This is a genomic window from Pseudovibrio axinellae (assembly GCF_900110875.1).
GTDB lineage: Bacteria > Pseudomonadota > Alphaproteobacteria > Rhizobiales > Stappiaceae > Pseudovibrio > Pseudovibrio axinellae.
In genome coordinates, this window is record NZ_FOFM01000001.1 from 352,831 (window position 1) to 377,582 (window position 24,752).

At 48.5% G+C, this 24,752-nt stretch carries 26 protein-coding genes; 18 read left to right on the plus strand and 8 right to left on the minus strand.

Annotated features, from left to right (window positions below; all coding sequences use genetic code 11):
* Positions 1–75: 75 nt before the first annotated feature.
* The 6 genes from BMZ51_RS01575 to BMZ51_RS01600 all read left to right on the plus strand — a co-directional run bounded on the left by BMZ51_RS01575 (position 76) and on the right by BMZ51_RS01600 (position 5,505).
* Positions 76–579: a class I SAM-dependent methyltransferase gene (locus BMZ51_RS01575; protein WP_068010226.1), complete on the plus strand. Its 504-nt coding sequence runs from the start codon at positions 76–78 to the stop codon at positions 577–579.
* 317 nt (positions 580–896) lie between these two features.
* Positions 897–1,475 carry a YceI family protein gene (locus BMZ51_RS01580; RefSeq protein ID WP_068010227.1) on the plus strand — a complete coding sequence of 193 codons (579 nt, stop codon included), beginning with the start codon at positions 897–899 and terminating at the stop codon, positions 1,473–1,475.
* A 96-nt stretch (positions 1,476–1,571) separates the two neighbouring features.
* Positions 1,572–2,141 carry a cytochrome b gene (locus BMZ51_RS01585; protein WP_068010229.1) on the plus strand — a complete coding sequence of 190 codons (570 nt, stop codon included), beginning with the start codon at positions 1,572–1,574 and terminating at the stop codon, positions 2,139–2,141.
* A gap of 21 nt (positions 2,142–2,162) precedes the next feature.
* Positions 2,163–2,729 carry a YceI family protein gene (locus BMZ51_RS01590; RefSeq protein ID WP_068010231.1) on the plus strand — a complete coding sequence of 189 codons (567 nt, stop codon included), beginning with the start codon at positions 2,163–2,165 and terminating at the stop codon, positions 2,727–2,729.
* Between the two features lie 183 nt (positions 2,730–2,912).
* Entirely contained in the window at positions 2,913–4,547 is a 1,635-nt protein-coding gene (locus BMZ51_RS01595) for a fumarate hydratase (protein ID WP_068010233.1), read from the plus strand.
* Positions 4,548–4,908: 361 nt separating this feature from the next.
* On the plus strand, positions 4,909–5,505 hold the full coding sequence (locus BMZ51_RS01600) for a L,D-transpeptidase (protein ID WP_068010234.1): 597 nt from the start codon (positions 4,909–4,911) through the stop codon (positions 5,503–5,505).
* 34 nt (positions 5,506–5,539) lie between these two features.
* On the opposite strand, the gene BMZ51_RS01605 is transcribed toward BMZ51_RS01600, so the two are convergent.
* Positions 5,540–5,905 carry a gamma-butyrobetaine hydroxylase family protein gene (locus tag BMZ51_RS01605; protein ID WP_068010236.1) on the minus strand — a complete coding sequence of 122 codons (366 nt, stop codon included), beginning with the start codon at positions 5,903–5,905 and terminating at the stop codon, positions 5,540–5,542.
* A gap of 189 nt (positions 5,906–6,094) precedes the next feature.
* On the opposite strand from BMZ51_RS01605, the gene moaA reads away from it, so the two are divergent.
* The gene (gene moaA / locus BMZ51_RS01610; RefSeq protein ID WP_068010238.1) at positions 6,095–7,129 is read left to right on the plus strand and encodes a GTP 3',8-cyclase MoaA; all 1,035 of its coding nucleotides are present in this window, start codon (positions 6,095–6,097) and stop codon (positions 7,127–7,129) included.
* Positions 7,130–7,221: 92 nt separating this feature from the next.
* Here moaA and BMZ51_RS01615 read toward each other — a convergent pair whose 3' ends face one another.
* Together BMZ51_RS01615 and BMZ51_RS24610 are read right to left on the minus strand one after the other, a co-directional pair.
* Positions 7,222–7,383, minus strand: coding sequence for a Flp family type IVb pilin (locus BMZ51_RS01615; protein ID WP_074881695.1), 162 nt, complete (start codon positions 7,381–7,383; stop codon positions 7,222–7,224).
* A gap of 320 nt (positions 7,384–7,703) precedes the next feature.
* The gene (locus BMZ51_RS24610; RefSeq protein WP_275078226.1) at positions 7,704–7,838 is read right to left on the minus strand and encodes a hypothetical protein; all 135 of its coding nucleotides are present in this window, start codon (positions 7,836–7,838) and stop codon (positions 7,704–7,706) included.
* Between the two features lie 136 nt (positions 7,839–7,974).
* Between BMZ51_RS24610 and gcvA the strand changes: the two genes are divergently transcribed.
* Complete coding sequence (gene gcvA / locus BMZ51_RS01620) at positions 7,975–8,883, plus strand: transcriptional regulator GcvA (RefSeq protein WP_068010240.1); 909 nt, start codon at positions 7,975–7,977, stop codon at positions 8,881–8,883.
* 8 nt (positions 8,884–8,891) lie between these two features.
* On the opposite strand, the gene BMZ51_RS01625 is transcribed toward gcvA, so the two are convergent.
* Positions 8,892–9,827 (minus strand): DMT family transporter, encoded by a 936-nt coding sequence (locus BMZ51_RS01625; RefSeq protein WP_074881698.1) that lies wholly within the window; start codon positions 9,825–9,827, stop codon positions 8,892–8,894.
* A 180-nt stretch (positions 9,828–10,007) separates the two neighbouring features.
* Positions 10,008–11,141 (minus strand): iron-sulfur cluster carrier protein ApbC, encoded by a 1,134-nt coding sequence (apbC, locus tag BMZ51_RS01630; RefSeq protein ID WP_068010274.1) that lies wholly within the window; start codon positions 11,139–11,141, stop codon positions 10,008–10,010.
* Between the two features lie 630 nt (positions 11,142–11,771).
* On the opposite strand from apbC, the gene BMZ51_RS01635 reads away from it, so the two are divergent.
* From BMZ51_RS01635 to BMZ51_RS01680, 10 genes are all read left to right on the plus strand, one after another.
* Positions 11,772–13,733, plus strand: coding sequence for a bifunctional 2',3'-cyclic-nucleotide 2'-phosphodiesterase/3'-nucleotidase (locus tag BMZ51_RS01635; protein ID WP_483150648.1), 1,962 nt, complete (start codon positions 11,772–11,774; stop codon positions 13,731–13,733).
* A gap of 147 nt (positions 13,734–13,880) precedes the next feature.
* Complete coding sequence (locus BMZ51_RS01640) at positions 13,881–14,342, plus strand: BLUF domain-containing protein (protein ID WP_208979214.1); 462 nt, start codon at positions 13,881–13,883, stop codon at positions 14,340–14,342.
* Between the two features lie 202 nt (positions 14,343–14,544).
* Positions 14,545–15,186 (plus strand): molybdenum cofactor guanylyltransferase MobA, encoded by a 642-nt coding sequence (gene mobA / locus BMZ51_RS01645; RefSeq protein WP_074881701.1) that lies wholly within the window; start codon positions 14,545–14,547, stop codon positions 15,184–15,186.
* 106 nt (positions 15,187–15,292) lie between these two features.
* A complete protein-coding gene (locus BMZ51_RS01650) occupies positions 15,293–16,537 on the plus strand; it encodes a molybdopterin molybdotransferase MoeA (RefSeq protein WP_074881704.1) in 1,245 nt (414 codons plus the stop codon).
* Positions 16,538–16,797: 260 nt separating this feature from the next.
* The gene (locus BMZ51_RS01655; RefSeq protein ID WP_068010247.1) at positions 16,798–17,577 is read left to right on the plus strand and encodes a transporter substrate-binding domain-containing protein; all 780 of its coding nucleotides are present in this window, start codon (positions 16,798–16,800) and stop codon (positions 17,575–17,577) included.
* A 409-nt stretch (positions 17,578–17,986) separates the two neighbouring features.
* On the plus strand, positions 17,987–18,763 hold the full coding sequence (locus tag BMZ51_RS01660) for a transporter substrate-binding domain-containing protein (RefSeq protein WP_068010249.1): 777 nt from the start codon (positions 17,987–17,989) through the stop codon (positions 18,761–18,763).
* 253 nt (positions 18,764–19,016) lie between these two features.
* The gene (locus BMZ51_RS01665) at positions 19,017–19,793 is read left to right on the plus strand and encodes a transporter substrate-binding domain-containing protein (RefSeq protein WP_068010253.1); all 777 of its coding nucleotides are present in this window, start codon (positions 19,017–19,019) and stop codon (positions 19,791–19,793) included.
* A 77-nt stretch (positions 19,794–19,870) separates the two neighbouring features.
* Positions 19,871–20,581: an ABC transporter permease gene (locus tag BMZ51_RS01670; RefSeq protein WP_068010255.1), complete on the plus strand. Its 711-nt coding sequence runs from the start codon at positions 19,871–19,873 to the stop codon at positions 20,579–20,581.
* Positions 20,578–21,495 (plus strand): ABC transporter permease, encoded by a 918-nt coding sequence (locus tag BMZ51_RS01675; protein ID WP_068010257.1) that lies wholly within the window; start codon positions 20,578–20,580, stop codon positions 21,493–21,495. The genes BMZ51_RS01670 and BMZ51_RS01675 overlap by 4 nt, the downstream gene beginning before the upstream one ends.
* Before the next feature lie 143 nt (positions 21,496–21,638).
* Positions 21,639–22,520 carry an NAD(P)-dependent oxidoreductase gene (locus BMZ51_RS01680; protein ID WP_068010258.1) on the plus strand — a complete coding sequence of 294 codons (882 nt, stop codon included), beginning with the start codon at positions 21,639–21,641 and terminating at the stop codon, positions 22,518–22,520.
* 216 nt (positions 22,521–22,736) lie between these two features.
* On the opposite strand, the gene BMZ51_RS01685 is transcribed toward BMZ51_RS01680, so the two are convergent.
* The 3 genes from BMZ51_RS01685 to BMZ51_RS01695 all read right to left on the minus strand — a co-directional run bounded on the left by BMZ51_RS01685 (position 22,737) and on the right by BMZ51_RS01695 (position 24,721).
* Positions 22,737–23,225 carry an Lrp/AsnC family transcriptional regulator gene (locus BMZ51_RS01685; RefSeq protein ID WP_208979281.1) on the minus strand — a complete coding sequence of 163 codons (489 nt, stop codon included), beginning with the start codon at positions 23,223–23,225 and terminating at the stop codon, positions 22,737–22,739.
* Positions 23,226–23,462: 237 nt separating this feature from the next.
* Positions 23,463–24,152: a uracil-DNA glycosylase family protein gene (locus BMZ51_RS01690; RefSeq protein ID WP_175484979.1), complete on the minus strand. Its 690-nt coding sequence runs from the start codon at positions 24,150–24,152 to the stop codon at positions 23,463–23,465.
* Entirely contained in the window at positions 24,077–24,721 is a 645-nt protein-coding gene (locus tag BMZ51_RS01695; protein WP_074881707.1) for a glutathione S-transferase, read from the minus strand. Before BMZ51_RS01695 ends, BMZ51_RS01690 begins: the two co-directional genes overlap by 76 nt.
* Positions 24,722–24,752: the final 31 nt, after the last annotated feature.

Sequence of the window (24,752 nt, forward strand, 5' to 3'; positions counted from 1 at the left end):
CAGTTTGGAGGTTGGACTTGTTCATTTCCTGCGATCCTGTATATCCATTCTTCAAAGATCCATGCAGGTTGAGTTATGCAGAAATATGATAAGGTTTACGCCAAGGACGAAAGTTACTTTGGCCACACTTCCAAGCAATTTACGACGCTGTTCTCAAATCTAGATTTTGACAGCGGCACCATCCTTGACCTTGGAGCAGGACAAGGAAGAGACGCAATCTTCCTTGCCAAGCGCGGATATAATGTGATTGCGCTGGACAGTTCCAAGGTGGGACTGGATCAACTTGAAGCGCGTGCGCAGGCCGAAAATCTTGCAATCGAGATTGTTCATGCTGATGCACTCGGTTACAACCCGCCTCAAGACCTTGATGCTATTGTTGCAGACCGCTTTTTCCACGAGCTGCCCAATAATGCTCGCGTCAAACTCCTCCAGCGGATGTTAGGCAATCTTCGCTCAGGTGGGTATATGCTCATTGCTGATGAAAAGAGCGTTTTACCAAATTTGCGTGATACTTTGAAAAAAGAGAAGTTTGAGTTCCTACGCGATAAAAACGGCATTCTTTTCACCTACAAACCATAGCGTTTTGTGCGGGGGAAGCGGTGATGCTCCTCCCTCGCACACGTGTTGGGATGCTGCTTTCACTAACTGATCACACACAAAAATGTGATGTAAAACCCTTATACATTAGCAATTGTATCACTCAAATATACAATTTCCACTATATCGCCACAGTAACAACTCAATTTGGTTGGAATGTTTGCAAAATATGGCGACTTAACTCAATTTATCCCGATTGTACACTCAGATTGAACAATGAGTTTAATTGCAATTTCCAGTGCTTCTGCCATTTCTATACACAAGCTTGGTACTCAGGTTCGAGAAAATTGGAGATAAAAATGAAATCAATTCGCTTCGGAATGTTTGCAGTCGCGACATCCTTTCTTGCAACAGCTGCAATTGCAGAGCCTGTTGCATACGACGTAGACATGTCCCATGCCAATCTGGCATTTGATTACAACCACCTAGGTTATTCCACCACAGACGGTCGTTTTGCTACTTGGACCTCTAAATTGATCATCGACGAAGAGACCCCTGCAAACTCTAAAATTGATGTTAGGATCGATGCCAGCTCACTCGATACATTTTGGGCCGCTCGCGATAAACACTTGAAAAACGGTGACTTTTTTGATGTTGAGAATTTCCCAGAAGCAACATTCAACTCAACAAAGGTTGAACAAACCGGCGAAAATGAGTTGGAAGTAACTGGTGACCTCACCATTCGCGGCGTGACAAAACCAACTGTTTTGCAAGTTGTGGTCAATCAAATTGCTGAGCATCCGATGGCTAAGAAAAAAGCTGTTGGCTTGGATGCAACCACTACGATCAAACGCTCTGACTTCGGTATGACTATGGCTGTGCCTTATGTTTCTGACGAAGTGAACATCAACATCAGCTTTGAAGCAACTGTTCAATAACATCTTTAGACTGTTGGATACGACACGGACTCTGACAGTCTTAATCGACTATTGAGAGGGGGCTTTGCGCCCCTTCTCATACTCGAAGGGCTACCCATGATCAGAAATACCAGATCAGCCTATGGTACTATCGCGATCGCGTTGCACTGGACCATAGCCACACTCATCATCGCCATGCTTTGCTTTGGCCTATATATGGTGACCCTGCCGACTTTTGACCCACAAACGTTTACTTATTATCAGCTGCACAAATCCGTCGGTTTTGTTGTACTGGGGTTGGTTGCTCTTCGCATCCTATGGAAAATCACGAGTATTACACCGAATTTACCTGAGCAGATGCCTGCCTGGGAAAAGATAGCGGCTCATCTGGGGCATCTTGCTCTATATGCCTTAATGCTGGTTATGCCTATTTCTGGTTGGCTTCTGGTTTCCTCAAGTCCGCTTGGTCTGCCGTCAGTCTTCTTTAACCTCTTTGAGATTCCGCACCTACCAACACCGGAATTTTTCGGGCAAAAGGCTGACGTGTCTGCATTCTTCTCGTCAGTACATGGATGGGCAGCCTATGCGTTTATTGCTGTTATTATCGCTCATGCGGGAGCAGCATTTAAACACTACTTCATATCTAAGGATAACGTTTTGCAGCGTATGTTATCCTCAAAGAGCTAGTTTGAGGATTCGGAGAAAATAATGAAACAATTGACCGACTTATTCTTCAAAACCAGTGTGCTTATTGCCTTTATTTTGACAGGCGCAGTCGCTGCGTCTGCTGATGAATGGCAGGTAGACCGCAATAAAAGCACACTTGGCTTTGAAGTGATCAATAACGGCAATACGGTCACCGGCACTTTTGAAACCTGGAACGCCAAGATCACCTTCGACGAAGAAAACCTCGACAATGCGAAGATCCAGGCTTCTATCGTCACTGGCAGCGTCAAAACGGATGATGCGCAGGCTGCAGGTGCGATCCCTTCTGCACAGTGGCTGGACATTTCGAGCTACCCTGATGCGGTATTCCGCGCAGATAACGTCGCCCCTGCTGGCGGAGATCTGTATGAAGCAGCTGGTACGCTTGAGCTTAAGGGAGCGACGATCGCTGTATTTCTGCCTTTCACCTTGACCATTGAAGGTGATGCAGCCCATGCAGTGGGTGAAGCAACTCTTACCCGAGGTGACTTTAAAGTCGGCGACGGTGTGCCAGATAGCACAGTGAGCAACAAGGTGATTGTTAAGTTGGACCTTTACGCCAACCGCTGATAAGGCGAGCGAAAGCGCGGCTTGCATTTTTCACCAGGTCTCTCGTCAATTCGACGTAAACTTTCAATTTTGATTAGATTTGAGAGCTGAGGGGCTTTGCCCCTCAGCTTTTTCGCTATAAAACAGCGCTCAGCAAATACAACAGTGTACAAGCGTACACCAAATAAGCCAGAGAGTGCCACGATGTCTGAAATACATGCTGCCGAGTACGTACACACCTCTCTTTTTCCACTTGGTAAAGATAAAACCCCTTATCGCAAGCTGACTTCTGATCATGTTTGCGAGGTTGAGTTTGACGGCGAGAAAATTCTGAAAGTGGGACAAGAGGGTCTGCGCCTGCTTGCTGAGGAAGCATTTAAAGACATCAACCACTTCCTGCGTCCTGCACATTTGCAGCAACTACGCAAGATCCTTGATGATCCGGAAGCGTCCGAAAATGACAAGTTCGTTGCATTTGATTTGCTTAAGAATGTAAATATCTCTGCAGCTGGCGTGCTCCCAATGTGTCAGGACACCGGTACAGCTATCGTCATGGGTAAAAAGGGAAACAAGGTCTGGACAAACGGCGATGACGAAGCTGCCTTGGGAGAAGGCGCTCGCGATGCATATTTTAAAAAGAACCTGCGCTACTCCCAACTTGCCCCGCTTTCCATGTTCGAAGAAAAGAACACGAAAAACAATATGCCGGCACAGATCGAAATTTATAGCGAAGGTAAGGATGAATATAAGTTTCTGTTTATGGCAAAGGGTGGCGGATCTGCCAACAAGACCTTTCTTTTCCAAGGCACTCCCAGCCTGCTCACACATGATCGCATGATCGACTTCTTAAAGGAGAAGATCCTAACACTTGGCACCGCAGCTTGTCCTCCCTATCACCTTTCTATTGTCATTGGCGGGACCTCTGCGGAGCTGAACCTGAAAACTGTGAAGTTGGGATCTGCTCGTTATCTGGATGAACTGCCAACTCAAGGGTCTGAACTTGGGCATGCATTTCGTGATCTAGAAATGGAAGAGGAAATCCACAAACTCACGCAGGCAACCGGTGTTGGTGCCCAGTTTGGTGGCAAATACTTTTGTCACGATGTGCGTGTGATCCGCCTGCCACGTCATGGCGCCTCTTTGCCGATTGGTATTGGTGTATCTTGTTCGGCTGATCGTCAGGCGACTGGTAAAATCACCAAGGACGGAATTTTCCTTGAGAAATTGGAGCGTAATCCAGAGGTTTACATGCCAGAAGTCACTGAAGTCGACCTCTCCGAAGATGTCGTGAAAATTGACCTGACGCGTCCAATGAGCGAAATCCTTGGTGAGCTGACAAAGCACCCAACAAAGACACGTCTGTCACTGACGGGTCCGTTGATCGTCGCTCGTGACCTGGCTCACTCCAAACTGCGTGACCGGCTGGAAGCAGGTGAACCTCTTCCAGATTACATCAAGAACCACCCTGTCTATTACGCAGGTCCTGCAAAAACACCTGAAGGGATGCCATCTGGATCATTTGGCCCGACCACCGCTGGCCGAATGGATGCTTACGTGGATCAATTCCAAGCAGCTGGCGGTTCTATGGTGATGTTGGCCAAAGGAAACAGGTCCGCGGGTGTCCGACGCGCTTGTCAGGCCCATGGCGGGTTCTATCTTGGCTCCATTGGCGGCCCTGCTGCGCGCCTGGCACAAGACTGCATCAAAAGTGTTGAGGTGGTTGAGTATGAAGAGCTGGGTATGGAAGCCGTCTGGAAGATCGAAGTTGAAGACTTCCCTGCCTTCATCGTGGTGGATGATAAAGGAAATGATTTCTTTAAAGAGCTCAATTTGAGTTGACCGGCTGACATTATACGCTATCCCGATTGAGGGCGTTCTTTTGAGCGCCCTTTTTCACTGTTGAATTTATCGAAAACAATAATCAATCACAATTAAATTTAAAATTACTCATGTACTCGTTGATGAGTTAGCTCTTGTTTTAACTAGGTTCAAATTAACCTCTAGAAAAATGTAAATCTGCTTCTATGAACTTGGCCGATAATTCCTTTTCCATAAGAAACATATAGCGCTGGTTGCAGCTTTCAAAGGTGCAACAATTAATAGATTAGACATTCAAAGCTGCGAGCGTCCCCCTACTCGCTGCATAAATTCCCTCATGCAAACGAGAAAAAACAAACAACAATATCCCAGGGGGTATTCAATGCGCATATTTATCGCGAGTGTTGCTCTTTGTGTTGCAGCACTATTTAACGGCACACAAGCAGATGCTGCGGCATCTGGAAAATTCTTTGACCATGCATCCAAAAAATGGGTTACTTACGGCTCTGCCCACCAAGGCAAGTCCCCTATTAAGCGTAAGCAAGTCAGATATAACGGATCGTATGGGCCAAACACGATTGTCATTAGCACTAAGGATCGTCGCCTCTATCATATCCGAGGTAACGGAACTGCAATGGTATACGGCGTCGGCGTCGGTCGTGAAGGGTTCCAATGGTCAGGAACTCACCGTATCTCCCGCAAGGCAGAATGGCCAGGCTGGACACCACCAAAGGTCATGATCGACCGCGAGCGCCGGAAAGGTCGCATTTTGCCCAGCTACATGAAGGGCGGTCCTGAGAACCCACTCGGCGCACGGGCTATGTACATTGGAAGCACGATCTACCGTATTCATGGCTCGAATGAACCATGGACTATCGGCTCAGCTGTTTCTTCCGGTTGCATCAGACTGGCAAACGAAGACGTCATTCATCTATATGAGAACGTTTCCGTTGGCACAAAAGTTGTCGTACTACGATAAGATTGAGTGCTTGGGGCTGGTAGATGCCAGCCCTTTAGCTTTTGTCTCTACGCAGACCGCGCTCTTCCAGTTCTTTCAAATAACGTTTCCATAGAAAATCATAGCGCTCATGTAGCTCTTGAAAATAGGCCCACGTAAAGATTCCTGTATCGTGCAGGTCATCAAATGTTGGTTTGATTGCGTAGTTTCCGACAGGATCAACGCCAATGATGGTTACATCTTTTTTTCCGGCAATCACTTTTCGTTGATCAGGATTATGCCCCTGCACCTCTGCTGATGGCGACATGACCCGCAAAAACTCCGCAGTAAAGGCGATTTCAAGGCCACCCTCAAAAGTAACAGATAGTTGTTTCCCCTTATCTTTTAAGTGAATTTGCGTAGGCCACGGAGTATCCGTCATATTTTTTTGTCCTTGCTCAAGTTCATGGAACTCAGTATTGATGCGGGGTAAATTATATCTGTGGTTCTATGGTGTTTTCATAGGTAAATCCACCAGAAGCCTTGTCTAATGCATTGACGCTAACTATTTGCGCACTACATTAGAATCGTTAAATTAGACAAGTTTGAGATTTGGGTTGTGGAGAGTTCCATGGGGCAACAAGCTACAGATAAACTACAGGATCCACGCCCAGAGCTGATTGATCCATTCGGCCGGGCCGTAACTTATCTTCGGGTGTCTGTAACTGACCGTTGTGACCTTAGATGTGTTTATTGCATGTCTGAACACATGACATTTCTTCCGAAAAAAGACGTCCTGTCCCTCGAAGAGCTGGACCGTTTGTGTACCGTTTTCATTGAAAAAGGTGTTCGGAAAATTCGCCTGACAGGTGGTGAACCTCTGGTGCGGAAAAACATCATGAGCTTTATTCGTGGGCTTTCAAGGCATCTTGAAGGTGGCGCACTGGATGAAATTACGATCACCACCAACGGCACCCAGCTGGAACGGTACGCCGAAGACCTTTATGCTGCTGGTGTACGGCGTATCAACGTTTCTCTAGACACATTGATTGCAGAGAAATTTAAGGATGTGACGCGCTGGGGAGATATTCAAAAGGTCTTTGACGGGATTAAAGCTGCGAAAGAAGCTGGCCTTCACGTTAAGCTCAATGCAGTTGCATTGAAGAACTTTAACGAGGATGAACTCATTCCTATGCTGGAATGGGCGCACTCGAAGGGCCACGATCTGACCTTCATTGAAACCATGCCGCTTGGTGATATTGATGGCGACCGCAACGACCAATACCTGCCACTTAGCGAAGTCCGCAAGACGCTTTCGGCTAAGTTCACATTGACCGATATTCCTTACAAGACCGGTGGTCCTGCGCGATATATGCGGATTGAGGAAACAGGTGGACGCCTTGGCTTCATTACCCCACTGACACATAACTTTTGCGAGAGTTGCAACCGCGTTCGCGTGACCTGCACCGGACAGCTGTATATGTGCCTTGGTCAGGACGATCAGAAAGACCTGCGCGCTGCGCTGCGAGCCTCCGAGGGAAATGAGGTTCTGAGCGAAGCAATCGATACTGCGATTTCCAGAAAGCCTAAAGGGCATGACTTCATCATTGATCGTGACAGCAAAAGCACGCCGGTTTCTCGTCATATGAGTGTGACGGGTGGGTAAAGGTATTTCGTAGGCAAACGTTGACCATGACAGAAGGAAACCCAACTGCAAAGCAGTTGGGTTTTTGAACTTCAGCCCTATTAGATAGCTTATTAACCCAAGTCCAAAGCATCACTAACATCTGTAAATACGGCCGTTAGGTTTGTGCCAAGCGTTCCGACAATTGTTATGATTGCTACGGAAATTAGAGCTGCCAGAATACCATACTCAATCGCAGTAGCGCCGGACTCGTCGTTGAAAAATTTCACAAGCATGTTTTAAACTCCATTAAACCCTGAGCGTCCCACTGCTCATTGGGACTAGAGGCAAATTATATCCGCAATTCTTGCCAAGTTATGAATCAAATTTTCCGATCACTTTACATTCACTTGCATCAACTCCATCACATAGGCAGAATTTGCATAACTCACCTTTTTGTTGCTTGATGTTTTCTTTTAAGCGTATGAATTTATTGATATTCTTATAAAATAAATTTGAAAATATTATTTTAGCACCTCATTAACCTTAGTGAAGATTATGTAATTTTGCCGGTGCAAAAGCTAACAATCGGCAAGGCACTGAGCCTTCCTGCGATTCATATGCGCCGGCGCAGCCAACGCGAAACCGACGCAACCACTTCATAGAACACACGAGACCTCTCATAACGTGCTTTCAGGAGATACTCGTGCGGTGGGTATGGGTGAGAGAAGCCCAATTGATCCTTATCCATGTACTGTCCCTTAATCTACGTTGCGTAGTGGCGATTTGTGTCGCAAGTTCTTTGGAATAGTCGGACAATAGTCTTGTAGCGCGAGCCCTGACAAACGAGTATTTTCGCCAGTTCAGATCAAATAATTTGAGGTGAAATGCGCTATTCTCTTCCCCCCCTTAATGCCTTCCGGGCTTTTGAGTGCGTTGCGCGGCATATGAGCTTTGCACGGGCCGCTGAGGAGCTTAATCTCACTCCCTCTGCGTTGAGTTACCAGATCAAATCGCTCGAAGACCAACTCCAAGTTCCTTTGTTTCTGCGCTTAAACAGGGCTATAGACCTCACGCCAGCCGGACGGTCTTTGTTGCCGGGCGTTGAGAACGGGTTGAATAGTTTTTCTGAAGCAGTTGCACGGGTTAAGGGTGTTGCTGAAGATAATGTGTTAGTGATCTCAACCGGGCCAGGCACAGCTTCGAAGGTTATTGCTCCACGTATTTACAAATTCATGGAAGCATTCCCCGAAATTGAACTGCGGATATCTGCCAGCTTAAAACTCGTTGATTTTTATAGGGATGATGTGGACTTGGGCCTTCGTTTTGGCCGGGGGCACTATCGCGGATTAAAGACACAGTTTTTGATTGATGACTACCTAACACCGATGTGTTCGCCACGTCTTGCGAGCCAGATTTCAACACCATGTGATTTACGTGACTTCAAACTGCTGCATGATGGCAGCATGGCACCGTTTTCCAATGCACCTAATTGGCGTGAGTGGTTGCAAGCGGCAAGTGTTGAAGACGTCAGCTGGGCCTCCAAAGGTCTAGTGTTTTCTCAGATCGAGCATGCTCAGGATGCCGCAATTGAGGGGGCTGGTATCATGCTGGGAAGGAAGGTGCTGTGCGCTCATGACAAGCGGCTTGGTTTGCTTAAAAACCCATTTGAGTTGCATCTGCCTGCAACGGCCCATTACATGCTTGTCGGCTTGGAAAAGTCATTCAAATTGAAAAAGTGTCTTAAGTTTGTTGAGTGGATCAGGGCAGAGCTGGATAGCCTCTGCCCCTCCTAAGGTTTGACCTATTCGGCAAGAGCCAAGCCGTCTTTTGGTGCGCTGATGTCTTTTGTCAGTACGCGGCCCGCTGCCATCTGCTTATGGCGCACACGTTCACGGTGAACGGTGTAAAGACCTGAGCCGACAACAACCAGCATACCTGTTATCGTGATGGCATCTGGCACCTGTCCCCACACCAGAACTCCGATGGCTGTTGCCCAAAGCAGTCCAGTGTAGCGCATTGGAGCAACGACACTCATATCACCTGCCCGTGTAGAGACAATTGCAAAGTAATAGGCACCAATCAGGAACGTTGAGCACCCAACCAACGGCAGCACATAGTCTATCTCTACCGCAATCCACTCTTCAGTGGTGCCCATACCAGCACCCATGAGCGTAACAGCGGCGCAGACAACAAAGCACACGCCGGAAGATGGCATTCCCCTTGGCATTGATTTGGTCACAAGGTCACGAAGTGCCATAAAGACAACGGCGGCAACAGCCAGCAAAGCCCAAGCATCGAACCCGTCCATTCCAGGGCGAATGATGAGCATAACACCTGCGAAGCCGACGGCGATTGCAGACCATCTTCTCCAGCCCACTACCTCACCATAAATCATTGCAGCCCCTGCAGTTACGGCCAAAGGCATGGCCTGTAACATTGCAGTCGCATTAGCAATTGGCATTTGTGTAAGGGCTGTCAGATACATAAAGGAGCCAATGATCTCCAAAATGGAGCGGCCAAAGACAACTGGATGAAAGAGCTTGCGGCCTTGGCTAAATGCGCCAGACGACCAGCACCACATTGCCATGATAAATGTCGTCACCAATCCGCGCAGAAAGATAATCTGACCGAGAGGCATGGTTTGTGCTGTATATTTCAGCAGGGCGTCATTGAACATGAAAAACGCAGTTGAAAGAAACATAGCCACGATTGCGCGGCCATTCTCCTTGGCAAACATTTTCTTAAGGCTCCAGATTGTATTGAGACCCTGGCGACGTATCAAGGTCGTGCGCTTATCAGGCACGAGAGTAACAGTCGTCTCAGGTATTGGAGCCACACTACACTAAACGGCACAATGCAACGAGGTGACATTGTGCCGCTTAAGTAAAATTCCTTTGAAATATCAGAGGCGTTACATCTAATCGATGACAATTTTGGGAGCACTGCGCGCAGCATCGCCACTCGGCTGAACAACTCCTTGCCACAACCCTGCTGCGATCAATCCATAAGCCTTGGACACAGCGCTTTGCGGGTTGCTCACAGTGATTGGCGTTCCGGTATCGGATTGCTGCCTGATTTCCATAGTCAGCGGTATTTCACCGAGGAATGGAACCTTCATCTTTTCAGCTTCCGCTTTTGCACCGCCGTGTCCAAAGATATCGTGCTGACCACCGCAATCAGGACAGATAAAGTGGCTCATGTTTTCAACCACGCCAAGAACAGGGATGGCGACTTTTTCAAACATTGCAATGCCACGACGTGCATCGAGCAGCGCCAGATCCTGAGGCGTCGATACGATCAGCGCCCCTGTCAGAGGCACCTTTTGAGCCATCGTGAGCTGTACGTCACCGGTACCAGGTGGAAGGTCCACAATGAGGACATCCAAATCACCCCAAGCGACTTCGCGAAGCATCTGGTTGAGGGCAGAAACCACCATCGGGCCGCGCCATATCATGGCAGTCGTTTCTTCTACCAGAAAACCGATGGACATCAGCTTGATACCATGGGCCTCCAACGGCTTCATTATTCTGTTTTCGACAACCTCTGGCTGGCCAGAAGCTCCCATCAGCTTTGGTATGGACGGACCGTAGATATCTGCATCTAACAACCCAACCTTCAGGCCCATGGCAGAAAGTGCAAGAGCAATATTTGCTGAAGTCGTTGACTTGCCAACTCCTCCTTTTCCCGATGCAACAGCAACGATGTGCTTTACGCCGGGCACCTCTTGTTTTGCTGGCATTGGAGCACCCATCTTGGGAGACTTAGCCGCAGAGGGAGGTGGAGTTGATGCGGTGCCCGGCTGTTTATCTGCCGTGAGCGCAACCAGCACTGTCTCAGCTCCTGGAAGAACGGAAACCACTTTCTCCGCAGCTTGTCGGAGCCCTTCCAGTCCAGCTGCCTGTTCTGCGGGCACCTTGATGGAAAATACAACTCGTCCATCAGATACAAAAAGGTCTGCAACCAGACGCTGGTCAACAATGTTGCCTTTGCCATCTGGTGACTTCACTTGTTTGAGCACATCAAGGACGCGCTCTTGCGTCAACCCAGCCATTGCTTCTCCGGTTTCCCTTTGGTTGTTCTTGCTTGTTGTGAAGCCGTCTTTAAGTCGCCCCCACAGTCCTTTAGATTTGCCGTTATCCATCGTGAGCACACCCTACAAAACCTCTGCCAAGCAGAGAGAGGATAAATTGATCTTAAAGAGAAATATGCGTGCAATTTGAATGTGCAAGCTTTTGCAGTCATTCTTTTGTATCTTGGTATACCTCTCAACAACAATTGAGCAATACAGAATTCATCAAAGGCCGCATTTGTCCTTTGCGCATTCGCAATATAAATTTACAATTCCCAATGAACTCACTTGTTGGATACCGCCAGAATTTGAAGTCACCAACACAAATTCACAGATATTTGCGTGTTACGAAAAAACTTTCATCATTGATAAAACCCTGCGTCTTCTGAGCATTAGCGCACAGCTATAGGGGATGTAACCTACGCAGGGGATGAGCAGCCTCATCATCTTGATAAAATCGACCAACACTGTGCGCGAGATGCATGATATTTAACGGGCAAGAACCCTCTTGCTGCTGCACATTGGAGCAGGAGGAACGGGCAAAATTCATGCTGACAATTCTGTTTTGCATTTTCCACGGGCTAGGAGGCAATCGTGTCTAATCCTATTTTGATGAATCGTCGTAGCGTACTGGGAGGTATGGCAGCGACCGGCGCTATTGCGATGGTGCATCCATATTCGGTTCTCGCCAAAGAGAACACAGCGCACCTGCGTCTTATGGAAACAACTGATCTGCACGTTCACGTTGCTCCTTACGACTATTATGCCGATCGCCCAATGGATACTGCTGGCCTGGCTCGTACAGCTTCCATTATTAGGAAACTGCGCGCTGAAGCTACCAACTCCATGCTGGTAGATAATGGTGACTTTTTGCAGGGCAACCCGATGGGCGATTACATCGCTTATGAGCGTGGGATGCACGATGGCGATGTACACCCTGTCATTAAAGGCATGAACGTTCTTGGATACGATGCCGGTACGTTGGGCAACCATGAATTCAACTACGGTCTGGACTTCATGATGAAGGTTCTTTCCGGAGCGAACTTCCCCGTTGTTTCCTCCAATGTTTCCAAAGGCACCTCACTGGCTTCTAATGGCCGTAAGGATGACTTGTTCCTCAAGCCTTACACCATCGTTGAAAAGAAGATCAAAGATGGTGGCGGTGTTGAGCACACCATCAAAGTTGGCTTTGTGGGTTTTGTGCCTCCAATGATCATGAATTGGGATTCTCGCCACTTAGTAGGTAAAGCAAGTACCCGCGACATGGTTGATGCGGCCCGCTCCTGGGTTCCAGAAATGAAAGAGCGCGGATGTGATCTTATCATCGCGCTTGTTCATGGCGGTATTGCAGGTGGTGCGCATGAGGAAGGCACAGCCAACACTGCACTTCATATTGCAGGCGTTGAAGGCATTGATGCACTGTTCACCGGACACCAGCATCAGGTCTTCCCTGGTCCAGACTTTGAAGGCATTCCTGGAGTTGACGCAACCAAGGGCACACTGCAAGGCAAACCTGCTGCTATGGGCGGTTTCTGGGGGTCACACCTTGGTGTGATTGACCTGATGATCGAGCGGGATGGCAACAACGGCTGGCGCATCGCCAACTTCACGACAGATGTGCCATCTATCTACCGCAAAGAAGGTCGCAAGCGCATTCCGCTGGTCTCCAGTGATGAAGAAGTACTTGCGGCAGTTGAAGACGACCACAACAAGACACTGTCTTACGTGCGCCGTGCTGTTGGTAAAACCTCTGCTCCGCTGCACTCCTACTTTGCTCTGGTTGCAGATGATCCATCTGTGCAGATCGTTTCTAAGGCCCAAACCTGGTACACCAAGGAAATGCTCAAAGACACGGAATGGGCCGCTTTGCCGGTTCTATCTGCTGCTGCTCCGTTTAAGGCTGGTGGCCGCGGTGGTCCTGACTACTACACCGACGTTCCAGCCGGCGATGTTGCAATTAAAAATGTTGCTGACCTTTACCTTTACCCAAACACTACACGTGCCGTTTTAGTGAGTGGCAGTGATGTAAAGGAATGGCTGGAGCGCTCAGCAGGCATGTTCAATCAGATTGAAGCTGGCAAAAAAGATCAGCCTCTTTTGGACCCAGAATTCCGTTCTTACAACTTCGATGTGATGGACGGTGTCACCTACGAGATCGACCTGACTCAGCCTAACAAATACGATGGTGAAGGAAATGTAGCGCATCCAGATGCCAACCGTATCGTCAACCTTCAGTTTGAAGGTAAGCCAATCGATATGGGTCAGAAGTTTGTTGTTGCAACAAATAACTACCGTGCTGGCGGCGGCGGATCGTTCCCAGGCATCAATGATGATGTGACGATTTTCGTTGGTCCAGATACAAACCGCGATGTGATTGTTCGTTACATCGTTGAACAAGGTACAATCAACCCATCGGCCGATGCGAACTGGAAGTTCAAATCGATTGCGGACACCACTGTCCTGTTTGAGACTGGCCCAGTGGCAGAAAAGCATATGAAAGACGTTAAGGGCGTACAGATTGAAGCTGCTGGCGACGGCAAGGACGGTTTTGCTATGTTCCGCATTACGCTCTAAGCGTATGCTATAAGTTTAAGTTTGGGAAAGCGAGGTTTGCGCCTCGCTTTCTTTTTGGGATAAAGCTATATTTTTCAATGTTTTAAACGCTGTATTTTACAATTTTAGAAGATTTTACTGTCAGGCTTTCACGAACTGGAGGATCTGATGATGAGTGTTACGCAATTATGTTATCGCAGCCGCATTCATTGGCCTGCACTTCGCTATAGCCTTGACGAGGAAGTTGAGCGATCACTTTCACGTATTTGGCGCATCAATTCCATGGCGGGTGTCACAGGCGCACTGATCTTGACAGACAACCATATTTTTCAGCTGCTGGAAGGCCCATGGCCATCAGTGAAGCGCACGTTTGAGTGTGTCCTTGAAGACAGGCGTCATTCGGACCTGACTGTTCTTTCCAATGAACAGCAAGACTACAGACTCTTTCACAATTGCTGGATGCATTACTGTGATTTGCGTGAGGATGCGCAAGGGCACCACCCCAAGCTCTTCGCAAGTTTGCTCTCTCACCCTGAACGTACTTGTAGTGAAGAGGTCATGGAACTACTTTTGTTGCTTTCGATGAATATGCATGAAAGTGACTTAACCAGCCGCCTTGCGCTCATGTAAACCAAGCTAATTCCCCAGGTGGCAAGGCCACCGCTCCAAAACGCTCCTTAAGGCACTTTTCCTCCCACTGCCTTCAGGAGCGTTTTTTATGCCAATACATGCAAAATTGTGGTTTGCGAATAGTTGCGACTTTCACAGAGCTAGCTTGTACGCCAATAGTATTGCGGTTTTTTAGCAAGCTGGTTTGAAAGGTGATATTAAAATGGCTGCTGCGCGGAATGAAAAAGACAAAGTTATAGGATGTATCCTTAGCGGCGGAAAATCGCGACGTATGGGTCATTCAGACAAGTCCTTAGTAACCTTGGGCAAGGCAACCTTATTGGAACATGTCGTGTCGCGTTTGCGGCACCAAGTGCAGCAGCTTGTGGTGAGTGTAAATGACCCTGGCGACGCCTATGAGCGCCTTGACCTACCGCTGCTTAAGGATCAACTCGCGGGACATTTGGGACCATTGGCCGGAATTCACGCTGCGCTAAGCTGGGCAAAATTGCATTCACCCCATGCAACGGATGTTGCTAGTATCGCGGTTGATACGCCATTTTTCCCAACAAACTTGGTTGAAACTCTCATGCTTGCCAGGGTGACGAACCCTGAGCCTCCCGTTATTTGTTCAAGTGCGGGACGTTCTCATTTTGCCTTCGGGCTTTGGCCAATCACTCTTGCGGACCCACTAAAGGACTACCTGTTGAATGGTGGGCGCAGTATTAAAGGCTTTTTCAACGAGCACGCACCGGTCATTGTTAATTTTGAATCCCAGAACACAATTGATCCTTTCTTCAACATCAACACCCCTGAAGACATTCCCTTAGCACTTGAATATCTTTCGCAATTACACGTGCAATAAATGAGGAAACTTCCAGATGTCTGTTAGATCTTTGATTTTTGCCAAATCCAACGGCCTCACTATGGTAAATAAGGAAAGTACTTAGACCCGATATTCTGGAATAGGCATGAACACGAAAACGCCCCTTCTGAGCTTTGACGAAGCCCTTTCACATCTGCGTAAACTCGGCCATTGTAAGGTCGGCGTTGAAGACACTGCGTTGATGACGGCCTATGGCCGTGTTCTTGCTGAGGATATCATTGCGACCTGCGACCAGCCTCCCCTGGACAATTCCGCGATGGACGGTTACGCGATTTCGCGCTCGCTTAATGAGGCTAAGCAAACCTCTTTTCCAGTTGTCATGGACGTTTATGCCGGCTCGATGCCTGAAACAACGCTGAAACCGGGTGAAGCTGCGCGTATCTTTACTGGTGCACCGGTACCAGAGGGTACCGGTTTTGTCGCTCCTCAGGAGGACTGCCTAGAGACCACCTTTGATGGTGTGCGCTTGGTGAAGCTCTCAAGATCCTATCAATCAGGGTGCAATATTCGCCGTCAGGGTGAAGATCAGAAAAAGGGTGCCCCGATTGTTCGGGCGGGCGCATCTCTTCGGCCGCAAGAAATTGCTGCAGCAGCTTCCATTGGCATGGGGCAGGTCAAGACATACAAGCGCCTAAAGGTCGGCGTGTTTTCAACTGGCAACGAACTTATCCGCCCTGGCACTTCGCGAAAAGCAGGGCAGATATTCGATGCCAACCATTTCCTATTACGCGGAATGCTGGCAAATTTGCCCGTTGAGCTTATCGATCTGGGAATCTTGGTAGATCAGCGCGAGGTCGTTGAAAGCGCGTTGGAAGCAGCCTCCAAACAATGCGATGTTATCTTAACATCTGGCGGCGCAGGTGGGGGTGATAAGGACTTTGTTTCAGCTACGCTTGGCAAGCTTGGCAAGACGACGTTCTGGCACCTAGCGGTTAAACCTGGTCGCCCGTTCATGGTGGGCGAGCTGCCTAAGTGCGTCTTCATCGGCCTTCCCGGCAATCCGGTTGCAGCAACCGTGGCTTTTGCGTTTCTTGCACGCCCTCTCATCGAGGCGATTGCAGGTGGAACTTTTAAAGAAGCGTCCCGCCAATATATTCCAGCCAATTTTGAGATTTTGAACCGAAAGACAGGACGTCGTGAATTCCTGCGTGGGCGCCGGGTACAGGATGGGGGAGCGATGAAACTCTCCAAGTACCACAGCGATGGTTCTGCATTGTTATCTTCGCTTACCTTCGCTGATGGCTTTATCGAAATCAGTGAGGAGGTCTCTTCGGTTTGCAAAGGAGACCTTTTACCGTTCATCAGCTTTGATGAGATTGGTCTTATATAGCTAAGCAATTTGGCCCTTCAAGAATCGTAGGCGAAGCGTTTTCCACGTTTGTATATTTTTGTGCGATTTTAACAATTTTTCCCTCAGACAGGCGAAAGTTGCAAGATATTATCGAAAACTATCTTCAGTTTGCTATTAATTAGCCTAAACCGCATTCGATATAGGTTGATCTACGGATACTTTTAGTGAAACATAAGGCTCGGTTATGCAGGGGCCTACTTAAAGAAGCCCTGCCAAGATAATTAATTCGGGGACATAATATGCGTATTTTGCGTTTGGCCGCAGTAGCAGCAGTTGCATTAACAGCCATTTCTGGCGCGGAAGCAAAAGATTGGACTAAGGTTCGCATGGGCACCGAGGGTGCCTACCCTCCTTTTAACTACACCACCGCTGACGGAACGCTGACCGGCTTTGACGTTGAGATCGGCAACGCTCTTTGTGATGAGCTAAAGCTTGAGTGTACCTGGGTCACTCAGGACTGGGACGGTATCATTCCTGGCCTTATTGCAGGTAAGTACGACACCATCCTTGCTTCCATGTCCATTACTCCAGAGCGCATGGAAAAAATCTCTTTCTCAAAGAAATACTACAACACACCTCCTGGGATTGCTGTGCGCAAAGATTCAGAGCTGAGCGAAGCAACTACAGAGGGCCTTGAGGGCGTTCGTCTTGGTGCACAGGGCAGCACAACGCACTCTCAGTTTGCTGAAGAGATCCTGAGCGGCTCCGATATTGCGCTTTACCCGACATCTGAAGAGTATAAGTTGGACCTGGAAAACGGCCGCGTTGACGCTGTTGTCGATGACGTCATGGTTTTGACAGAGTGGGTAAACTCTGATCAGGGTTCTTGCTGTAAAATTCTCGGCACTATGCAGTCTATTGATCGTATCCACGGCGAGGGCGCTGGCATCGGCGTACGTCAGGGCGACGAAGACCTTGCGGCGTTGTTCACAAAGGGTATTGCCGCTTTGCGTGCTAACGGCAAATACAAAGAAATCAACGACAAGTACTTCACATTCGACGTATATGGCGGCGAATAAGAACTTTTTGACGATTACCTGATTTTAAATCTGGTGCAAACCCCGGGAGTTTTTGCTTCCGGGGTTTTGTTTTGCCAATTTGCTCAGACTACAAGTCGCCCTGCTAACACTGTGGCTTTCGACCATACAGAGTGCCACCTCCCGATAAATTTCAAAGGTCAGCCCAGCAGCATTTTCTTTCGTGACCGGGAATGTGGGGCGCTTCTACGACCGCAATTTCTCTGGAATTTCATCCACACAACCAGTCAATTTGCCGGATTTTAATTCGTATTGACGGCATTACGGATATATTATTCTAAAATATCCGTGATTTCAGTTGATGTTCTGCGCAATTTTAATAATATCCATTTCAACAAATGCAGAGCACAAACAAAACCAATTCTCTGCCAAGAAGAACAAGGATATACGGATGTCTTTTTCCCGCATGGCACTTGCCGCAATTTTGACCCTGACTGCGACATCAGCTCTTCAGGCAACTGAGATCACCAAATTACGTGTTGCGACTGAGGGGGCTTACCCTCCATTCAACTATACCGGGCCAGATGGCGTACTGACCGGTTTTGACGTTGAGATCGGCAACGCTCTGTGTGCTGAAATGAAAGTTGAATGTGAGTGGGGAACTCAAGAGTGGGATGGCATGATCCCAGGCCTTGTGGCTGGCAAGTACGATGCAATCATCGCCAGCATGTCTATTACTGAGGAGCGCCTTGAGCGCATCTCGTTCTCACGCAGCTATTACAACACACCATCCACCGTTGCTGTATCCAAAGACTCCCCTATTTCCGAGATCACACCTGAAGCCCTAACCGGCCTTTTGATCGGCGCACAGGGCGGCACGACGCACTCAGTCGTAGCCGAAGAGGTTTACTCAGAGTCTGACGTTTCTTTGTATCCAACTTCAGAAGAGTACAAACTGGACATGGAAAGTGGCCGGCTTGATGCAGTGATTGATGACTTGGGAGTGCTGCAAAGCTGGATAAACTCAGATGCTGGCGCGTGCTGTAAGATTATTGGCTCGTTGCCTATTCAACCGGAGCTGCACGGGCAAGGCATTGGCGTTGGAGTCCGAAAGGGACAAGATGAGCTCAAAGGTCGTTTCTCAAACGCGATCCATGCAATTCGAGAGAACGGCACCTATAAAAAGATAAACGATAAATACTTTTCTCAGGACGCTTTTGGAGAGTAAGGGCGCTGAGACACACCTAAAGAGTACGGAGGGAAATTTTCATGTGATGCATCACCGTTTTGGGGAACAAATATGCTCAAAACTGATCAAATTGGAGACTCCCTCTTTGCAAGATGGATTAAATTGATTACTTTCTACCTAAACACTTAATCAAATAGGTTGAAATCTGATTTTTTCTAACTAAACATGCGCCCCGGCTGTGCAGGGAGCTTTGATGACGACCCCTGCCAAGAATTCACAAAGGGGACTACAAATGGGCTTCGCGCGCATCGCCACTGTTGCAACACTCGCTCTTATTGCTTCAACTCAGGTTCAGGCTAAAGAGTGGACTAAAATCCGAATTGCGACTGAGGCCTCATACCCTCCTTTCGCGTTCACAACTGCGGATGGTCAGCTGGCTGGCTTTGAAATTGAGTTGGGTAATGCATTGTGTGCGGAAGCCAAGGTTGAATGTGAGTGGATGCCCGTTGACTGGGATGGCTTGATCCCCGGTTTGGTTGCCGGCAAGTACGATACCATCATGGCATCAATGTCCATTACACCTGAACGCAAGGAACGCATTGATTTTTCTGCTAAGTACTACCAGACCCCTCCGGGCGTTGCGGTACCAAAAGACAGCAAAATCACGGAGGCGAGCGTTGAAGGTATGGCTGGAGCATTGGTCGGTGCACAAGTTGGTGCAACACACGCTGTCTTTGCTGAAGATATTTTGAGCAAATCGGATGTATCTATGTACCCAACAGCGGATGAATATAAGCTGGACCTTGAAAGTGGTAGACTGGACGCTGCAATCGATGACGTAGTAGTTCTCTCCGACTGGCTAAACTCCGAGGAAGGTGCATGCTGCAAACTTCTTGGTACCATGTCATCTATTCCACAGATACATGGTGAAGGCGTAGGTGTTGGCGTTCGTAAGGGTAACCAAGACTTGGCTGATCTATTCTCGAAAGCAGTGATTGCCTTAAGAGAGAATGGAAAGTACAAAGAGATTAATGATAAATATTTCGATTTTGACGCCTACGGAGAGTAAAGGCGTCAAGCTGCGATACATTCCAGCGGCGGGCCATACAACCCGCCGCTTTATAAAGAATAGGGGCAATCCCCATAATGAATGAAATTTTTACACTCCTATCCTTTGGGAACATGGGTTGGGGAGACGAGATCGCACTTGGCGTTGCTATGACCGTTTCTCTTGCATTGGCAAGCCTTCCCTTTGGCTTGTTATTGGGTTTTCTGCTTGCGCTTGCAAAAAAGTCTGAAGAGCCTTCCTTGCGTGCTGCAGCCAATATTTACACGACGATTTTTCGGGGCCTTCCTGAGCTCCTTACGCTCTTTCTCGTTTACTACGGCGGCCAAATCCTACTCCAGCAAGTATTGTCGTTGTTTGGAGACGTCTATTTTGAAGTGAACGCATTTCTGGCAGGTATGATTGCCCTGTCGCTTGTGTTTTCCTCTTACGCCTCTGAAGCATTTCTTTCCGCATTTCGCGCAATCAAACAAGGCCAGTATGAAGGCGCTAATGCGCTTGGGCTTGGCTACGTGCAAACAATGCGGTTGGTTATCTTACCGCAGCTTGTGCGCCTGGCCTTGCCAGCTCTGAGTAACCTCTGGCTCATCCTGTTAAAAGAGACGTCTCTGGTTTCCATCATCGGACTGGCTGATATCATTCGCTATTCAAATATGGCCGCTCGTACGACCAAAGAGCCATTCCTGTTCTTTTCAGTCGCTTGTGCCATATACCTCGTCCTGGCCATTATCTCTTCAACCGGCATCAGTCGCCTCGACAGCTGGGCAAAACGCGGGGAGACCCACAGGTGAGTAATTTATCCTTAGGTGCCGCAGGAAGCTTTGTACAAAACCAGACGATCGAAGCAAAAGCACCGCCTCCACCTCCAAAGTCCCGTGATTGGACTTTGACACGTGTAGCAGGCACAACTTGGCTGACATTTTGGATCCTTGGCGGTCTTGGCATTGTATGGTTCCTGCTCAATTCCAACCATGTTGCCCTAGTGTTTCAAGATGATGGCTTCCTGCCAGTTTCCATCACTCACAATGCAAAGTTCCTCGTTAAATATGGTGAAAAATTTGTCTCTGGCTTCCTCATTACGCTGAAGCTTGTTGGCCTTTCCATGTTGCTGGGCGTACTCCTGTCGATCCCGATGACCTTCATGCGGATGAGCAAGAGCCGCATATTGGGCGGCATCGCTTATGCATATATCTACTTCTTCCGCGGTACACCGCTGTTGGCGCAGGTCTTTCTCATCTACTACGGTGCAGGTACATTCCGTATTCCACTGCAATCCATTGATGTATGGTGGTTCTTCCGTGACGCTTGGAATTGCGCTGTACTTGCCTTTACGCTGAACACTGCCGCCTATCAGGTCGAAATCCTGCGTGGGTCCATTCAGAACGTGGCCAAAGGCCAGTGGGAAGCTGCTGCGGCACTGGGCATACCAAAGTGGCTCACCTTCTGGAAAATTATTCTACCGCAAGCACTGATCGTTTCTCTTCGCCCATACGGCAATGAGATTATCTTGATGATCAAAGGCTCGGCGATTGTTGCAATCATCACGATCTTTGACTTGATGGGTGAAACACGGCGCGCCTTCTCGCGGACCTATGATTTCCAGGCTTATGTTTGGGCCGCAATCGCCTATTTGGTGATGGTTGAAACCCTACGGCGCCTATGGGATCGCATTGAAGCAAGGCTGACGCGTCACCTTAAACGCTAAGCCCTTGCAACCAACAAAAACGCAAAAGCGCAGGTCAAACGGCCCGCGCTTTTTTCGTAGGAAGACGGGATAGTTTAACATGGTAATTTCTAATGAAGCTGGTAGGGTTGCTGCGCTGTAATTCATAAATAAAGGAAGTTCCTATGGCGAAAGTCGCGTTTATTGGTTTGGGCGTTATGGGGTATCCAATGGCGGGGTTCCTTGCGGCAAAAGGCGGTCACGAGGTTACCGTTTACAACCGAACGACTGCTAAAGCTGAGGCATGGGTGAAGCAATATGGCGGATCACATGCTCTAACACCTCGCGAAGCGGCTGAGGGATGCGATGTTGTCTTTGCGTGTGTGGGTAACGATGATGACCTGCGCTCCGTCACCACGGGCGAGCATGGCGCATTCCATGGAATGAAATCCCACGCTATATTTGTAGACCACACGACTGCATCTGCGCAGGTGGCACGTGAACTGGATGAGGCTGCACAAGCTGCTGGGTTCTCATTCCTTGACGCCCCAGTTTCCGGTGGCCAGGCAGGCGCTGAAAACGGCGTTCTGACCGTTATGATAGGCGGCGATGAAGCTGTCTTTGATCGTGCAAAGCCATTTATCGACTGCTTTGCCAAGTTTGCTGGTCTAATGGGTCCTGCAGGATCTGGCCAGATGACCAAAATGGTGAACCAGATTTGTATTGCAGGTTTGGTGCAGGGGCTTTCTGAAGCAATCCATTTTGCGCAAAAGTCCGGCCTTGATGTTGAAAAAGCCATTTCTGCGGTTCGTGGGGGTGCTGCTCAATCGTGGCAGATGGAAAACCGCTGGGAGACAATGCGTGACGGTTCGTTCGAGCATGGCTTTGCAGTCGATTGGATGCGGAAGGATCTGAAGATTTGCCTGCAAAGCGCTGATGAAGTTGGCGCGCGCTTGCCTGTGACTGCGCTTGTCGATCAATTCTACAGTGAGGTCCAAGGCATGGGCGGGAACCGCTGGGATACATCCAGCTTGATTGCTCGTCTCAATAACGCTGATAAGAAGTAATCTGAAAACTCAAAAACCCCGACCACATGATCGGGGTTTTTATCGATACTTCAATAGTGAGGCTGTTACGAGCGTTAGCCCACTAGCGCATCGCACTTGCTCTGATAGGAGCAACTCTAACTAGTTCTTGGCAACTTAGCTATCTTGAGTTTGTGCAAGTACGTTGAAGCGTATTCGGTGGCGCACGCCTCAATGGCAGCGCCACCCGCATTTTTGCTATGATAAGTTTGCCTTGGGCTTCTCCGCGTTGATGTAAGAGAGCGGCAATTCCGTTGTATATTTGATCTGTTCCATGGCAAAGGATGTGGAGACGTCTGCGATATCTACCCTTGCTATCAGCCGCTTATAAAAATCATCATAAGCGTCAATGTCGGGCACAGCGACACGTAGCAGGTAGTCGACCTGACCTGCCATGCGGTAGAACTCGACGACCTCAGGAAAGTCCTGGATCACGTCTGCAAACTTGCGGCGCCAATCGTCTGTATGTTGATTGGTGGTGATCGCGACGAAGGCTGTTACTTTGGCGTTGACCTTTTTGGGGTCCAGAACTGCGACGCGGCGTGTGATAACGCCGTCTTCTTCCATTTTTTGAATACGGCGCCAGCAAGGGGTTGTAGACAGGCCTACTCTGCGGCCAATCTCTGCAACTGGAATGGTGCTATCTTCTTGTAGAATAGACAGTATGCGTCGGTCGATCCTATCGATCATATTATACCCCTATCTCCCACCGGAACTTATTGTTTGCGCAAAATGATTGCAGGAAGCATAAGGCTAGGAGAAACCCTATTCCAGCTTCGAACACCAAGTTTTTTGCGATATTATAGGTTTCCATTCTACATTGCGTTAAATGAATGAAACATTTTTCCATTCAAGCATAACATTCCAGCACACCAAGAAAACAGATCCCATATTCATGCAGATATAAAAAAAGAATCTCTCATTTCAGCCTATAAGGCGCGTAACTTCTTCTTTTAGAAGCGGGAGCAGCTCTTTCTCGAACCATTCGTGTTTTTTTATGTGGGCATTATTGCGCCAAGATGGGTGGGGAAGAGGAAGAACGCGAGGGCCTAGACCTTTAGCCTGTCGCTCGCAGGTTTTTTCCCAGACTGAATGAAACTGAGCAATTGTTTCCCAAAGTCGTGGTTTGGTGAATTCTGGCATGTGATAGACCTGCGCGTAGCCACCTATTGCAAGCAGTGTTTCAATTTGTGGCATATTGCTGAATATTTTTTGATGCCAAGTATCTTTGCATTCCGCTCTTGGTGGCTTATCGCCGCCTTTGGAGTCCAAACCGGGGAAGCACAGGCCCATGGGGATAATTGCAAGTTTGGATGCATCATAAAACGCATCCTCATCAAGCCCCAACCATGCACGCAAGCGCACACCAGAAGGATCTGTAAAGGGCTTACCTGAGGCGTGCACACGTGTACCGGGAGCTTGACCGCAAATTGCCATACGCGCTGTTGCTGAGAGCACAACGACAGGCCTTGGCTCGTGAGGCAAGGCTTGTCGTATTGGCTTTTCAACACAGACGCGGCAAGCTGCTATCTGCTCACTCAGGCGCTGGAGGTTTCCTTCATCACCTGAAGTGCCGACTGGACCGCCGGGCGTTCTATCATCTTGGCATACCATCTGCGTAGATTACCAAGTTCTTCAGGGACTTGCAGCTTAATAACGCGCCCAAAATTGATTGCGGTGAAAGTTGTTATATCAGCAACCGAGTAGCGATCACCAGCAATGAACGGGTTTTTGGAAAGCTGGGCGTCGAAAATTGCCAGAGTTTCCAGCGCTTTTGGTCGGTTTGCTTCCCCCCACTCGCTCACCTGAGGTTGCTCCAACTTGGCCATCGCAGGGTTAGTATGGCGAAACACCTGTGCGATTTGGTAGAGCAATTGCAGGTCCGCCCTGCGGTTCCACATTTCAATCATGGCCCGCTCTTTAGCGGTCTGTCCATGCAATGGCTTCAGAGGGTTCATTTCCTCTATGTAACGGCAGATGGCGGCGGATTCGCAGATCGCTGTTCCATCATCAAGCACAAACACAGGTATTTTCTGGAATTCATTTATTGCTTTAAACGCATCTGCCTGTAATTCACCATGCATGAAATCTACGTAGGTCGTATCAACCTTAACGCCTTTCTCAGCAAGAAACAGGGTTACACGAAATGGATTAGGCGCCTGCCTATGACTATAAAGTTTCAATGGTGCCTCCCAACAACCATAAGCTGCTGCC